This window comes from Ruminococcus sp. 210702-SL.1.03 (assembly GCF_020559915.1).
Lineage (GTDB): Bacteria > Bacillota > Clostridia > Oscillospirales > Ruminococcaceae > YE71.
The window spans coordinates 47,584-61,743 of the sequence record NZ_JAJCLZ010000014.1 but is presented as its reverse complement, the minus strand read 5'-3'; the positions used below and the strand labels follow the sequence as shown (position 1 = coordinate 61,743).

Sequence of the window (14,160 nt, the reverse complement as noted above, 5' to 3'; positions counted from 1 at the left end):
GCGTACTGCAAAAACGGTAGGCGGTTCAAATCTTCCTCCAGAGATGGAGGTGAGCAATATGAGTATGATGGAAGTATTCTATTTACTTAACCTGATTATCAACATAATCAAGCTTGTTCTTGATATTTGCGATAAAAAAAGAAAGTAACCGCCCAGCTTCCCAAAGGGCGATTACTTTTTAGTTAGAACCTATTTGGAGGAGAACCGCTTACAGCAGTACGCCTCTTTGTTATCTATATTATATCACGCCATGAACCGTTTGTCAAGCCGTGCAAACATAAATTTGACAAAACCCGACAAATATGTTACAATAGTCATAAGGCGTACTGCAAAAACGGTAGGCGGTTCAAATCTTCCTCCAGAGATGGAGGTGAGCTGTATGAACGTAGCAACGGTAATAACATTACTTAACTTGATTATCAACATAATCAGACTTGCGTTATATATAAGCAAAAACAAAAAGAAATAGCCGCCCAACACCACATAAGGCAGCTATTTCATAGCTAATAACCTTTTGGAGGAGAACCGCTTATCGCAGTGCGCCTCTTTGTTATCTTAATTATACCACGCCGAACACCGTTTGTCAAGCGGTGCAAACATAAATTTGACAAAACCCGACAAATATGTTACAATACTAATTAAGGCGTACTGCACAAAAACGGTAGGCGGTTCAAATCTTCCTCCAGAGATGGAGGTGAGCAATATGAGTATGATGGAAGTATTCTATTTACTTAACCTGATTATCAACATAATCAAGCTTGTTCTTGACATTTGCGATAAAAAAAGAAGATAACCGCCCCACTGCTACATAGGTCGGTTATCAAATACTGAAATACTATGGAGGAGAACCGCTTACAGCAGTGCGCCTCTTTGTTATCTATATTATATCACGCCATGAACCGTTTGTCAAGCGGTGCAAACATAAATTTGACAAAACCCGACAAATATGTTACAATAGTCATAAGGCGTACTGCAAAAACGGTAGGCGGTTCAATTCTATCCTCCAGAGATGGAGGTGAGCAATATGAGCGTTTCAGATGTGATCTCGTTATTACTTTTGATAACAAACATAGTTGAATTAGTTTTCAACATCTGCAATAACAAAAAGAAGTGACCGCCCAACTTGCCAAAGGACGGTCACTTTTTAAAAAATACCTGATTTTGGAGGAGAACCGCTTACAGCAGTGCGCCTCTTTGTTATCTATATTATATCACGCCATGAACCGTTTGTCAAGCGGGCGGACGCGGATATTCGATAGGTTATTGCTCGCCGTGAAAATTAAATGTAAAAAAATTGTGAATGTGGTTGACAACTGCGCTCGGTATAATGTATAATAGTAAATTGTAGGGGCTTATTGTCTTTATTTTCGGACTCTTTTTATTGTGTATGGTTCAAAATAGCCCCGTAATTCAGGAAAAGCTGGAAATGACATCCTTGTTTTGATGTTGATTATCTAAAGCAGATCATGCAAAGGGAGGGAATTGTGATGAAAAGAACTTATCAGCCTAAAAAGCTTAAGAGAAAAAAGGTTCACGGCTTCATGAAGAGAATGTCTTCTAAGAACGGAAGAAAGGTTCTCGCAAGAAGAAGATCAAAGGGAAGAGCAAGACTTAGCTACTAATTTACGCTTTTTTGACCTTATATCGAGGATCTCGCCTCGGTATAGGTCTTTCTCTTTATATGGATATTTGCGCTTTAAACCGCCGCAGGAAAAGGAGTTTTTTTAAGCTATGCTCTTTACAGTCGCCTTAAAGGATAATAAGGCTTTCAACAGATGCTTTAAAACAGGCAATTACTGCTCCTGCTCCATGGTGACTGCTTATTTCACCCAAAACGGCACGGCGCAGAGCCGCGTTGGCATAAGCGTATCTAAAAAGGTAGGCAACGCTGTTGCCAGAAACCGCGCTAAGCGCATAATCCGCGCCGCTTATCGGCTGCACGAAAGCAGTTTCCCGATAGGGTGCGATATTGTTTTCGTCGCGCGCGAGGATATAAACGGTAAAAAGGAACAGGATATATCCGCTTTTATAGAGAAAAGGCTGCTGCCCGTACTCGCCGAACCTGAGGCCTTCAAGAGGCGCAGCGGTAATAAACGCAGAAAAAAGGCTGACAATGGCGGTAGATCTTCCAACACTGCCAAGCCCGAAAAGTCTGCCGATAAACAGTAAATATATAATATAATATAATGAGGAAAATACTCGGTAAAATATCCGCGGCGGCGAGCTTTATAGTTTCTCTGCCGATACGCTTTTACAGAAAGTTTTTAAGCCCCGCGCTGCCCGCCAGGTGTAAATATTACCCGAGCTGCTCGGCTTACGCGCTCGAGGCTTACAAAAAACACGGCGTTTTTATGGGCACACTGCTTACAGTTTGGCGGCTGCTCAGATGCAACCCGTGGAGCTACGGCGGCGTGGATAAAGTACCCGATAAGATATATCTCGGCTACTTTGTGCCGAAAAATTTGAAGAAGCGAAAAGAAGAAAAGACTGAAAAAGGAAAAAGCATATGAGATTGATAGCTACACCTCTGGGCTGGATAATGAAAGCCTGCTACCATTTGGTAAAGAATTACGGTATGGCGCTGCTGCTCTTTACCATCATCACCAGAATAATTACTCTGCCTTTGCAGATAAAACAGCAGAAGAGCACCGCGCGTATGAATATGATGCAGCCTGAGCTCGAAAAGCTGAAAACTAAATACGGAAAAAATCAGGAGAAGCTCAACGAGGAAACGATGAAGCTTTACTCCGAATACCAGATAAATCCTATGGCGAGCTGCCTGCCTATGGTCATCTCGCTCGTTATACTTTGGGCACTGATACCTGTTGTTTACGGCCCGCTGACTTACGTTTCCGACGCTAATAAAGATAAGGTATCGCACGATAATACTATGGTAAAGAACCTTTACGTTATCAGCAATGAGGTAGATACTTCCGACATAAAGAGCATGGAGGCTTTTATTCAGAAGCAGCTCGATGAGGAAGATAAGGATACCGCTTTGGCAGACCTCAGCGATGATAAAAAGACTGCGCTAGAGAAAAATATGGTCAAGGCGCTCTCTGACAAAAAGACTTATAAGAACTCCGCCGCTCTGCTGGACAAACTTTCCGACGGCGACCAGCAGGAGCTTATGGAAAAATTTATCGACTTCGACGGACTGGATAAGTTCCTTACCAATAAAGAGTATTTCACCGCTAACGTTGTGAACTCCTCTTACGGTCCCGAAGTTCTGCTCTTTAACTTTGAAACAAAGGCTGACGGAAAATACTTCAACGTGCTGGACGAAAACGTCCGCAATGCCATCAGCGATTATGACTACACATTCTTAGGCATGGAGCTGGGCAAGATACCTACCAAGGCTGACGTCACCGTAGTTATACCTTTCATTTCGTTCATACTCCAGCTCGCGACCACTGTGATCTCGCAGATATTTGCAAAGAAGAACAACCCCGCTATGAAGCTCAATGGCTCTATGCTGATGATGCTGATACTCATGCCCGTGTTCTCGCTGTGGATAGGCTTTAAGTTCCCCTGCGCGCTGGGCATTTACTGGATATACTCCTCGCTCTTCGCAGTATTCCAGGTGATATTCCTTAATCTGGTATACTCACCTGCTAAGCTGGAGAAGATCGCCGCTAAGGAAACCGAAAAGGCAAAGGCGAAGCGCAAGCAGAAAGGCCCTTCTTTCATGGAGCGCGCTATAGAGATAAGAAACGAGCAGGGTTCGGAGATGCCGAAGCCCTCTGACGCAAAGAAAAAGAGAGTTTATGCCGACGATAATGAAGCAGAGCCGGAAAAGCTCTCAAAATCGAAGCAGAAAGACCAGAACCGTCAGAAGCTGAACGAGGCAAGAAAAAGATACGCCGAAAAATACGGCGATGAATATACCGAGGATTAAACGCATTTCCTCACAGAAAGGAATGAGCTGAAGATGAAAGAGATTTTTACAGCGGCAAGCGTAGAAGAAGCAAGAGCAAAAGCCGCAGAAAGCTTTGGCGTGGAAGAAGAGAAGATCGCGTTCACCGTGATTGAAGAGCCGAAAAAGGGCTTGTTTGGCAAGATCAAGGGTGAGGCTAAGGTAGAAGCCGGCTACGAGCCGCCCACAAAAACGCAGGCGGCGCAGGCGTACATCACCGAGCTGCTGACCAAAATGGGCATCGAGAACATAAGCGTAGTGCCTACCGAGATCGAGAACGGAGTAAATTTCGAGATCGGCGGCGAAGGATTTGAAGAGCTTATCGGCAAAAAGGGCGAGCTGCTTGACGCGCTGCAGTACCTTTCCTCGCTGGTATGCAACAAGATCGACAGAGAGTATTTCCGCATAACCACCGATTGCAACGGTTTCCGCGACCGCAGACGCGAGCAGCTTGAAAAGCTTGCCGCAAAGATAGCCGCTGGCGTAAAAAAGACGGGCAGAACGAGCGCTTTAGAGCCTATGAACCCGTATGAAAGACGCATAATCCACGCGGCGGTATCTGAGATAGAGGGCGTTACCTCAAGATCGGTAGGCGAAGAGCCTTACAGAAAGGTAATAATCAGCTCTACCGAAAAGAAGCCTTACCGCGGCGGATACAAGGGCGGCAAGGGCAACGGCGGCAGAAGAGGCGGCAAGCGCCCGAGATCAAAGCCGCACTACGACATCACCACCAGCTTTGAGAAAGATTACAAAAAGCCGAAGCCGGAGGACGACCTCGACCTCGGTTCGGGACTTTACGGAAAGATAGAGTTCTGATAAACAAAATTTAGCAAATTTACAGCAACGGTTGACTGTTTTTGGCAGTCAACCGTTTTTTGCGCTAAAAAGCAGGACGGTGTTTTGCATTTGCTCATACTTCTCGTACTCCTTGTACTACTTTCCCGCCGCGCTGAATATGCTGTACAAAAAGGAGTAGTTGCTATGAAAAATATGTTTAAATTTGCAAATATCGCCCGCAGACTGGTCGCTGTTGTGATGGCGGCAGGCGCGGCGGCGGCTTTCGGCGGGTGCGCGCATGGGGATTCCCTCGGCGTGCCCGCTGCCGCTTCGGTCGGCGCGGTCAAGCCCCTCGTAGTTATCGACGCGGGCCACGGCGGCTCTGACGGCGGCGGCGTTTCCGTAAACGGCGTGCCTGAAAAAGGCATAAATCTCAATATAGCCGCCACCCTCTCGGATATGCTCCGCGCCTTCGGCTACCGCACCGTCCTCACCCGCACCGCCGATGTTTCTATTTACGATAAGTCCGCCGAGGGCGCGGGTCTGCGCGCGCAAAAGCTTTCCGATATGAAAAACCGCCTCGCGCTCTTTAATACTAAGGACGCAGTCTGTATCTCCGTCCACCAAAATCGCTACACCGACCCCGTCTACCACGGCGCGCAGATGTTTTTCCACCGCGAAAACGCCGAGGGCGCGCAGCTTGCTGAGTGCCTGCGGGCGCGTATCTGCTCGCTGCTCCAGCCAGATAATCAGCGCGAAACCAAGCCCATGGACGACGAACTGTACCTCCTCTGCAACTGCAAAAACCCCGCCGTCATGGCGGAGTGCGGCTTTATCTCAAACCCCGAGGAAGCCGCCATGCTCGAGCAAGAGCCGTACCAGCGGCAAATGGCTTTCGCGCTGATGTGCGGCATGAACGATTTCTGCTATAACACCGGTCGATTAAACACATAAAAAACAGCGGATAGCCCGAAAAGCTGTCCGCTGAGATTTCAGGCAACACCGCACAACTACCGCCTAGCGGCTTTGTGCGGTATTGCCTTTATCTTGTAGTGAGAAATTTGATGGCGCGCTCGATCGAGTCTTTGGAATTGCCCCAGTCTGCGTCCTTGCCCGTGTTGCGGTAGTCGTACATCTTGCAGTAGTGCGAAACGTCCTTCTCCAGCTCGTCGAGGTACTTCTTCACAAGCTCGTTGCAGGCGGTGCGAAATTCGTTCCTGTGCGCCTTATCGACGTCTGTTTCGCTGCGCTTCATCAGCATTTTGTAGTGCGGCAGGCAGATGTACTCCTGCTCGGCGAACTGCGCGCGAAACTCCCGCTCTTTGCCGTAAAGCTCGAACACGGTGTTCATCAGGCGGGACATTCCCCACTCTATCTTGTTGCAAACAAAGCAGTCGCAGGTTATCTTCGATACTTTCTCGACTGTCTTTTTGTTCTTGCCCTCGCGCGTTTCAAAGAGCTTTTTCTCGTCGAAAACGTGCTTTTGCAGCTCCTGCAAATGTGTTTGCAGCATCAGCGCGAGCGAAAGGCGGTTCTTGCAGGCGCGCATCTGCTCAAAATGCTCTTTGCAGAAGCCCGCCTTGTTTGTTTCGATGCGCACGTCCGGCTCCATCATAGCCGCGCCCATTATATATTCAATGGTGTGCTGCTCCAGCGTGTCGCGTATGCGGCATATCGGGCAGCCGCATTTCGGCTCGAATACGTCAGTGATAGGTATAGTAAGTATGCTTTCGCGCATGGCGTGTCACCTCTCGTTCTTTATTGCGGCGATAACGCCGTTCAGCTCTTCCAAAAAGCTCTGGTCGGTGCGGCTGAGTCGGTAGCTGCTCTGGTATATCAGCATATCTTTGCTTGTGTGCTTTACGTCGGCGCAGGGTATCTGCACCAGCCTGTACCGCCGCAGTATCTCTTTCGGCAGCGGCGAAACGTACATGAACGTGTTCGGTACCGAGCTTAGTATGTCGAACTGGCTGCCCCGCTCAAAGACGTATATGTGCCGCTTGTGGCACTTCATGCGGCTGTTTTTCTTTTGCAGCGCCGCCGATACGTTCGGCACGGCGTTGTCCCCGTGCAGTATCTCTATGCAGTCCTCAAGCTGGCTCTCGCTTATCGAGCGCATACCCGCGAGCGTGCTGTTTTCGCTCATGAGTATCACGTTATCGAATGTCCAAATGTCCTGCATTTTCAGATTTTTCTCGCTCAGCAGCGAGGTGAAAAAGTCCTCCTGCCCCAGCTCGCAGCGTATTATAGCGAGGTTGCATTCGCACTCCACCACCGCGTTTATAGCGTCGAGCGAGTTTGTTTCCTTGAATTTTACGTCCATAGCTTCCGTTTTCGGCAGACGGCTGAGAAATTTTGTAAATGCGTAGGTGACGTAGCTCGCGCGCGGCAGCATTAGCTGAAAATCAGTGCGCGATTCGCTGTTTTCCTTGTAAAGCGACTCCATTTTGTCCATCTGCACGATTATAGCTTTGGCGTACTGCAAAAATTCCTGCCCCTTTTCGGTAGGCACCACGCCCTTTGCCGAGCGCTTGAATATCGGTATGCCTATCTCAAGCTCCATTTCCTTTATCGCCTTTGAGAGGTTCGGCTGACCCATGTATAGCGCCGCCGCGGCTTTAGTTATCGAACCGTGCCTTTCCACCTCTACCATATATCGTAAATGCGTAAGATTCATGCTTCCGTTGACCCTCCTATATATCTTTTCACATATGCTAGCTTTAATATATTTCTATTAAATTATACATGACTTTCCCGCTTTTGTCAACACTAAAAACAATAAAGGCAACACCGCACAACTACCGCCTAGCGGCTTTGTGCACATCTTGCTTGCGTTTTTGCGAAGCCAAAACAATTTTCCGTCATATCACCCAAAACCTCCTAGCTTAACGCGAGTTAAGCGTCGTCGGCTTTAGGCAATCTGACGAAAAATCTGACGACGCGATCTGCACACAATAGTTGTGCGGTATTGCCTAAAAAAACCTGCCCCGTTTCAAAGGCAGGATAATTTTTGCATCAGTTCGTCAGTTCGTCATAGTCGGCGAAGCTTATGTCCGCGCAGGCTATAAGCTTTTCGTGGTCGCAGGCGTAGTATTCGTCTAAGCAGGCGCATACGAAAAATCCCGCGCGCTTCGCGCTCTCCGCCCCCTGATACACGTCCTCGAATACCGCGCAGTCGCTTACTCGGCAGCCCAGCTTGCCCGCGGCGTATATGTAAACGTCGGGCGATTCCTTGCTGCGGCAGACCTCGTCGGTGGAGGCGAATGCGTCGAAAAGCTCGTAAACGCCGTTGTTTTTCAGCACTGCGGTGTAAAGCGCCTTGTCCGATGCCGTCGCCAGCGCCAGCTTCACGCCATTTTCGCGCAGCGCCCTCAGAAACTCGGCGGCGTGCGGCTTCATGCAGATATTGTGCTCGTACTCATATCTTGCCATCTCGAACCACTCCGCCACTATGTCCTCCGCGCGCTCGTTCAGTCCGAAACGCGCTATCGTGTACTCCGCGCCCTCGCGAAAATTCATGCAGGAGATCTTCTTGAAATAGTCCTCAGGCACTTCAAACCCGCGCTTTGCCAAAAATTTCACGTCAATGTCGCTCCAAACGTGCGAAGAGCGTATCAGCGTGCCGTCCAGATCAAATATCGCGCCGCGTGGCAGCTTGTCTTTAAAATCGTAACTTGCCATATTTCACCTTTAAAGCTTAAAAATGCCTACTTGCTCGCCCTTGTAGTAAGCCGCACGGGGCACTCTCTCGGAAATACCGCAGACTATCTCGTAGCCGATAGTTCCCGTCAGCGCGGCTATGTCGTCCGCAGTTATGCGCTCGCTGCCCTCTTCGCCGATGAGGGTCACGGTGTCGCCCGCCTGCGCCTCAACGCCGCTGATGTCTGCCATAAATTGGTCCATACATACCCTGCCGACAATGGGGCAGCGCACGCCGTGCACCAGTATCTCGCCGACGTTTGAAAGCGCGCGCGGGTAGCCGTCGGCGTATCCGCAAGCCACGGTCGCGATCTTCATTGGCTTTTTCGAGGTGAAAGTTCTGCCGTAGCTGATGTCAACGCCCGCGTCTATCTCTTTTATCTGAGAAATGGTGGATCTTAAGGAAAGTACGGGCTTAATGTCTATCGGCAGATCAAGCCCGCGGTCGGGTGTCAGACCGTATAGGGTAATGCCCAGCCGTGCCAGCGCCGAGCGTGGGGTGTAGTGAAAAAGCCCGCCCGCCGAGTTGAGCGAATGTATGGTCTTGAGCGCCGTGCCCCTCTGCGCCGCGATGTCAGCCGCCGCGTAAATCAGCTCGGTCTGCTTGTCGGTATACGATATGCAGTCCTCGGTTAGGGTGTCAGCCACAGCATAGTGTGTGAAAGCGCCCTCCGCCAGCAGCTTATCCATCGCCGCTATCTCGCAGATGCCCTGCGCTATCTGCTCCGCCGTGCCGCGAATGCCTATGCGCGTCATGCCCGTGTCGATAGCGATATGGCAGCGCACGCCCTTTTTCAGCCCCGCTTTCGCGGCGTTTGCCGAAAGCGCACGGGCATAGGGAATGTCCAGCACAGCTTGGATTATATCATATTTCTCCAGCTCTGCCGCTTCTTCGGGGGCGGTGTAGCCGAGAATGAGTATTTCGCCAGTTATCCCCATGTCGCGCAGGCGTATAGCTTCGTCAAGATTTGAAACGGCGAACCACTTCGCGCCCAGTTCGTTTTGCAAAAAAGGCGCAGCCGCCGTGTCGGAATGGCCGTAGCAGCTCGCTTTGACAACGCACATTATGTCAGTATTTGTGTTTTTAGCCACTTTATCGTAATAATTGTGGTAGTTTTCGGCTAAATTATCAAGGCTTATCTCAGCCCAAGTGCGTTTAAAAAGTTTCATTCGCAATACCTTCTCGTATGTTTATTTTTGGTAAAACTTGCCCTGCCAAGAGCCTCTTTTTACCAATTCCTTGTCGATCTCGTTCATTACGCAAAGCTTTTTCAAGCTCCACTGCGGGGCGATGAGCCTGCCGCGCTCGCCGTCGCCTGTCAGCCGTGCTATTATCAGCTTCGGCGGCAGTACCTCCAGCTGCGAGCACACCGTCTGCACATACTCCCCGCGCTGCTGCACGGCAAATTCGCCGCGGCGGTACATCTCGGCAAGCCGCGTGCCCTCCTGCACATAAAGCAGGTGTATTTTCAGCATATGCAGCTCCAGCTTCGCGATTTCGCGCGCCGTTTCTATCATCATTTCGGGCGTTTCGTTCGGCAGCCCGTTTATTATATGCGTGCCTACGTTCACGCCGCGCTCGTGCAGCAGTCTGTACGCCGCGAGAAATTCATCGTAGGTGTGGCAGCGGTTCATAGCCGCCGCCGTTTCGTCGTGCACTGTCTGCAAGCCCAGCTCCACCGTTAGGTATGTGCGCCCGCTCAGCCCCGCCAGCAGGTCGGCGGTGCGCTCGTCCACGCAGTCCGCCCGCGTCGCGATGGATAAGCCTATCACGTTCTCAAAGCTCAGCGCCTGCTCGAAAACTTTCGCAAATTCGTTCAGCTCGCCGTAGGTGTTGCTGCCGCTTTGGAAGTAGGCGATGTACGGGCCGTCGGGGCACTTTTTGCTGATCTCAGCCCTGCCCCGCTCAAACTGCGCCCGCAGCGCCGCGCTTTCCATTCCGCAAAATTTTCCCCGCGCAGCCGCGCCCTCGGCGCAGAATACGCACCCGCCGCTGCCGCGCACGCCGTCGCGGTTCGGGCAGCCCGCGCCGCAGTCAAGCGCTATTCGGTACACTTTCGCGCCGAAACGCTCTTTCAGATAATGATTGTAGGTAAGATACCGCTTGTTATCGGCAGAATATGGGTAAGGATTGTTCATATTTTAATATTCAATAATTCGCCATTTATTCCGCCTGCGAGCTGCTGTTGTCATCGCCGTCCGCAGCCGATGTTTCGGGCTGCGAGCTTTCATCGGGGGCGGTGGTAGTCGTAGTAGTTTCGGGCGGCACGGTGGTAGTAGTGGTCGCGCCCGGCGCGTCGTTGTTCGTAGTGGTGGTCTGTCCCTCGCTGCTGTCGCTCGAGGACGATGAGCTTGAGTTCGAGGGGTCGAGCTTTATCGGGCTGATCTTGCGGTTGGTGATATTGTCCTCTTCCTCCTCCTGCGGGGGCTGAGTTTCCGCCGCGCTCTCAGTCGGCTCGGCAGTCGTGCTCGTGCTGTTCAGCGGGCTGTTGTCCGCAATGTCGTTTTCGATGCTGTAAGGGTCGTCCATATTTTTCTTCGACGTTATGTCGATGATGTCGGTCTTGTTGCCTATGCCGAAGCAGTATTTTAGGTAGCTCTCGGCGTTGTGCAGGTAGTCTTTCAGCGGCAGCGAGTCATTGAATTCTTTCTCTGCGCGCGCCAGATAGTTGCCCGAGAAAAAGCTTTTTGCGGTCAGCCTGTTTTCTGAGGCGAAGTCCTGCTTGTTTGTAAGCGCCAAAAATGCTGCGCCGAAGAATATAACAACTACCGCGAGCACCAGCAGTTCTATTATGTCGTAATGCGCGCGGGAATCCTCGGCGTTTATAGCCTCCAGCGCTTCGTCGTCCGCCGCCGCGGGGTCGGGCATTTCCGGTTCGTCTTTTACTGATTCTAAAAACCGCTGAGCCTCGTCAGGCTCGGGACGTTTTTTTCTGAAACCAAACATTTCTCTATCTTCCTTTTATATGTTTAAATCTTTAAGCTTCTTGTCGTAATTCCAAACGCTAAAACGCTCACGCGCCCGCAGTTTCCGCCGCGGCTATGATAAACGTTACTATCAGCAGCAGCGCGGTGAGCAGGGTCTTCAGCGTTCTTACCCTGCCGTAAGCCTTTGGCGACTTCTCGCCGTAAGCCGTCAGCGCGCCGTTTATGCCCCTGCCGATGGGCGTTACGCTTATCAGCGCTATCAGCAGCAGCCAGCAGTTGTTTATTATGATGTACTTTACAGCCTTGCTCAGTTGGTAAAGCGTGCCCCTGCCCATCAGGCAGCCCAGCCAGCTCTTCCATTCGCCAAAGCTGCCGAATGCGAAAGCCGAGAAGGTCAGCATAGCGATAACAAACAGCACGGGCACTTTCAGCACCGTGGGTATCTTCTCTATCGCTTCGTAGCTCAGCAGATTTTCTATCATAAGCAGCAGCGCGATTACTGCGCCCATTGCCATAGCGAACTTGCTCTGCGCGTAAAATCCCGCGCCGATAAGCCCGAAGACCGCCGTCAGCAGAAACGCCGCGCCGCCCTTGCCGCAAATGTCGCGGAAAAAGCCTGCCATGCTGGTGTTGTAGCTGTTTACCAGTCCGCCCACCATGTGCTTTGCCGTTATCGGGCGGTAGTTTACTTCGCAGTCAAAGCCGTTCATGCGCGCGCAGCCCGCGCCCATGTCTGAAAGTCCCGCGAATGAGAAGTATGCCGCGCCGAAAAACGCGATCATGCCCGCCCATGCGCCGATGAGCGTAGGCTCTTTCGGGTCAAGACCCGCGTTCGCGAGCTTGGTCAGTACAGGCACTACCAGCGTTACTTTCGCAAAGCCCAGCGCGAAGCTGCTCAGACCCGAGCTTATCTTGCTGAGGTCGGTGCCGCGCTTTCTTATCTGCGGCTCTACATCGCCGTAGCGCACCACGGGGCCTGCCAGCAGGAAAGGATAGCTCATGCCGTATGTCAGCAGGCAGAAGATGTTGCGCTCAGCCTTTATCCTGCCGCTGTAAACGTCGTAGACGTATGAGAAATTTTTAAGCGTGTAAAAGCCTACGCCCACTGGTATCAGCGCGCTGCGCAGGTGCAGCGAGGAATCTGAAGCGAAAAGCTCGTTGTGTGTAAGCCAAACGAAAAGCCCCGCGTTGAATAAAAAGTCGATGACCATAAACACCGCTGCCGACTGCTTGCTGCGCTTTAGGCTGCCCTCAGCCGCTATCGCCAGCACGAAATCTACTATTACGGATAAGAATATCGCCGCCGCGGCAAAAGCCTTGCCCCATATCACAAAAAGCAGCGAGGTAACGCAGAGTATCAGATTTTTATACTCGGCAGATCTGTCGAACATCGCGGCAAGCACCGAGATGGGCAGTATCACCGAAGCAAAAAGCAGATTTGAGTAAGTCAATTTTCATGCTCTCCTTTGTTTCTTTTTATAGATAATTTCTGTATTGTACATAAGTTTTAAATAATTACGATATTGTTAATAAGTATTATTGCAGATACCGCACCTATAATTTTATCACATTTCACAAATTTAAGCAAGTGAAATTATGAAGAAAATAAAACTTTTATTGAAAAATATAAAAAACTATTTGCAAAATCAGAAAAGTGTGGTATAATATTTATATGAATTATTACTGCTTATTATTTTTGCGCGGAAATAAAAGAAATTTAATGAAAAATTCGGCATTGATCTGCGCAGCTTAGGGCGGCGGTATATGCGGCATTTTTTTATTTATGAAAGGGAAGTATTTTGATGAGCCGCGGGCGCGTACAGCCTGCCAGAAAAAAATCATAGGGAAAGGGGTTTCATATACTATGGCAAACGTTTTCATAACAGGTGCGAGCGGAATGATCGGCTTAGCTCTCACAGAAATGCTGCTGCGCAAAAAGCACAGAGTATTCGCAGTTGATGAACGTAATAATGATCTCATAGGAACGGACCAGAACTACACCTTCGTACAGTGCGACATCACTGATAAAGAATCTATAAAAAGCATAATCGAAAGCAACCAGATCGACACGATAGCGCATTTGGCCTGCACGGTAGATAACGACCTAGACCCGCTCGTTACCGACGCTGAGATGAAGCGCAGCAAGCTCTGCGATAAATTTCTTTACGAAACGGCGGATAAGTGCGGCGTGAAAAATATAGTACTCACCAGCACTTCAAACGTTTACGGCCTGCAAAAGGGCAGAGAGCCTATCCGCGAAACTACTGCGGAAAAGGGCAGCTCTAACTATGTAGATATGAAACTGACTTCCGAAAAGCTGCTTATGAAAGCTATGAAAAAGTCAGACACCGTGCCCGTTATCGCCAGAGTAGCGCCTATATACACGGCGGAGTTTACCGATAATCTGCGCGAGCACGTTTACGATAAAAAAGAGGACGTAGCTTATATTTATAAAGAGGGCGAATACGGCTTTTCATTCTGCTGTATGTATAATTACATAGATTTCATCAGCGGAGTTATAGAGATACCCTCGGGCAGATATGAGGGCGTTTACAACGTATGCGACACCCGCCCGATAACGGCTAAAGAGATACTGGATTTTGAGCGCGAGCACCACCGCATAGGCGCGGTAATACAGCGCAATCCCCCCTCGGGCGTAAGCTTCAATAAGTCGAAGGGCAAGACCGATTACCGCTTTTTCGACCCCGGCGCGGCTTTCGGCAACTGGAATATCGACAACACCAGAGCGAAGCGTATATCCACATTCAGATGGACGCTGAGCAACACTAAATAAGCTTCCTATGATTTTTTAGGCATATGCGGCAGGCGGAGAGCTTTTC

The 14,160-nt window shown here is 50.0% G+C and carries 14 protein-coding genes; 7 read left to right on the top strand and 7 right to left on the bottom strand.

Annotated elements, in window-relative coordinates; all coding sequences use genetic code 11:
* The first annotated feature begins 1,487 nt into the window (after positions 1 to 1,487).
* The 6 genes from rpmH (at position 1,488) to LI114_RS08945 (ending at position 5,647) form a co-directional block, all read left to right on the top strand.
* The gene (gene rpmH, locus LI114_RS08970; protein ID WP_022127165.1) at positions 1,488 to 1,622 is read left to right on the top strand and encodes a 50S ribosomal protein L34; all 135 of its coding nucleotides are present in this window, start codon (positions 1,488 to 1,490) and stop codon (positions 1,620 to 1,622) included.
* 109 nt (positions 1,623 to 1,731) lie between these two features.
* A complete protein-coding gene (gene rnpA / locus LI114_RS08965; RefSeq protein WP_227220392.1) occupies positions 1,732 to 2,169 on the top strand; it encodes a ribonuclease P protein component in 438 nt (145 codons plus the stop codon).
* Positions 2,170 to 2,186: 17 nt separating this feature from the next.
* Positions 2,187 to 2,510, top strand: a complete 324-nt coding sequence (yidD, locus tag LI114_RS08960; protein ID WP_022127167.1) for a membrane protein insertion efficiency factor YidD — start codon at positions 2,187 to 2,189, stop codon at positions 2,508 to 2,510.
* The gene (yidC, locus tag LI114_RS08955; protein WP_227220391.1) at positions 2,507 to 3,898 is read left to right on the top strand and encodes a YidC/Oxa1 family membrane protein insertase; all 1,392 of its coding nucleotides are present in this window, start codon (positions 2,507 to 2,509) and stop codon (positions 3,896 to 3,898) included. Before yidD ends, yidC begins: the two co-directional genes overlap by 4 nt.
* Before the next feature lie 33 nt (positions 3,899 to 3,931).
* Positions 3,932 to 4,732 (top strand): RNA-binding cell elongation regulator Jag/EloR, encoded by an 801-nt coding sequence (gene jag / locus LI114_RS08950; protein ID WP_227220390.1) that lies wholly within the window; start codon positions 3,932 to 3,934, stop codon positions 4,730 to 4,732.
* Positions 4,733 to 4,897: 165 nt separating this feature from the next.
* Positions 4,898 to 5,647 carry an N-acetylmuramoyl-L-alanine amidase gene (locus LI114_RS08945; RefSeq protein ID WP_227220389.1) on the top strand — a complete coding sequence of 250 codons (750 nt, stop codon included), beginning with the start codon at positions 4,898 to 4,900 and terminating at the stop codon, positions 5,645 to 5,647.
* 88 nt (positions 5,648 to 5,735) lie between these two features.
* Here the strand turns inward: LI114_RS08945 and LI114_RS08940 are convergent, their stop codons facing one another.
* The 7 genes from LI114_RS08940 to LI114_RS08910 form a co-directional block, all read right to left on the bottom strand.
* Complete coding sequence (locus LI114_RS08940; RefSeq protein WP_022126652.1) at positions 5,736 to 6,431, bottom strand: DUF6062 family protein; 696 nt, start codon at positions 6,429 to 6,431, stop codon at positions 5,736 to 5,738.
* Positions 6,432 to 6,437: 6 nt separating this feature from the next.
* Entirely contained in the window at positions 6,438 to 7,370 is a 933-nt protein-coding gene (locus tag LI114_RS08935; RefSeq protein WP_227220388.1) for a LysR family transcriptional regulator, read from the bottom strand.
* Between the two features lie 338 nt (positions 7,371 to 7,708).
* Positions 7,709 to 8,374: an HAD family hydrolase gene (locus LI114_RS08930; protein ID WP_227220387.1), complete on the bottom strand. Its 666-nt coding sequence runs from the start codon at positions 8,372 to 8,374 to the stop codon at positions 7,709 to 7,711.
* Positions 8,375 to 8,383: 9 nt separating this feature from the next.
* A complete protein-coding gene (gene alr / locus LI114_RS08925; protein ID WP_227220386.1) occupies positions 8,384 to 9,562 on the bottom strand; it encodes an alanine racemase in 1,179 nt (392 codons plus the stop codon).
* Positions 9,563 to 9,583: 21 nt separating this feature from the next.
* Positions 9,584 to 10,531, bottom strand: a complete 948-nt coding sequence (locus LI114_RS08920; protein ID WP_227220385.1) for a TIGR01212 family radical SAM protein — start codon at positions 10,529 to 10,531, stop codon at positions 9,584 to 9,586.
* Positions 10,532 to 10,556: 25 nt separating this feature from the next.
* Positions 10,557 to 11,339 carry a hypothetical protein gene (locus tag LI114_RS08915; protein ID WP_227220384.1) on the bottom strand — a complete coding sequence of 261 codons (783 nt, stop codon included), beginning with the start codon at positions 11,337 to 11,339 and terminating at the stop codon, positions 10,557 to 10,559.
* 67 nt (positions 11,340 to 11,406) lie between these two features.
* Entirely contained in the window at positions 11,407 to 12,771 is a 1,365-nt protein-coding gene (locus LI114_RS08910) for an acyltransferase (protein WP_227220383.1), read from the bottom strand.
* A gap of 413 nt (positions 12,772 to 13,184) precedes the next feature.
* Between LI114_RS08910 and LI114_RS08905 the strand changes: the two genes are divergently transcribed.
* The gene (locus LI114_RS08905; protein ID WP_022126769.1) at positions 13,185 to 14,114 is read left to right on the top strand and encodes an NAD-dependent epimerase/dehydratase family protein; all 930 of its coding nucleotides are present in this window, start codon (positions 13,185 to 13,187) and stop codon (positions 14,112 to 14,114) included.
* Positions 14,115 to 14,160: the final 46 nt, after the last annotated feature.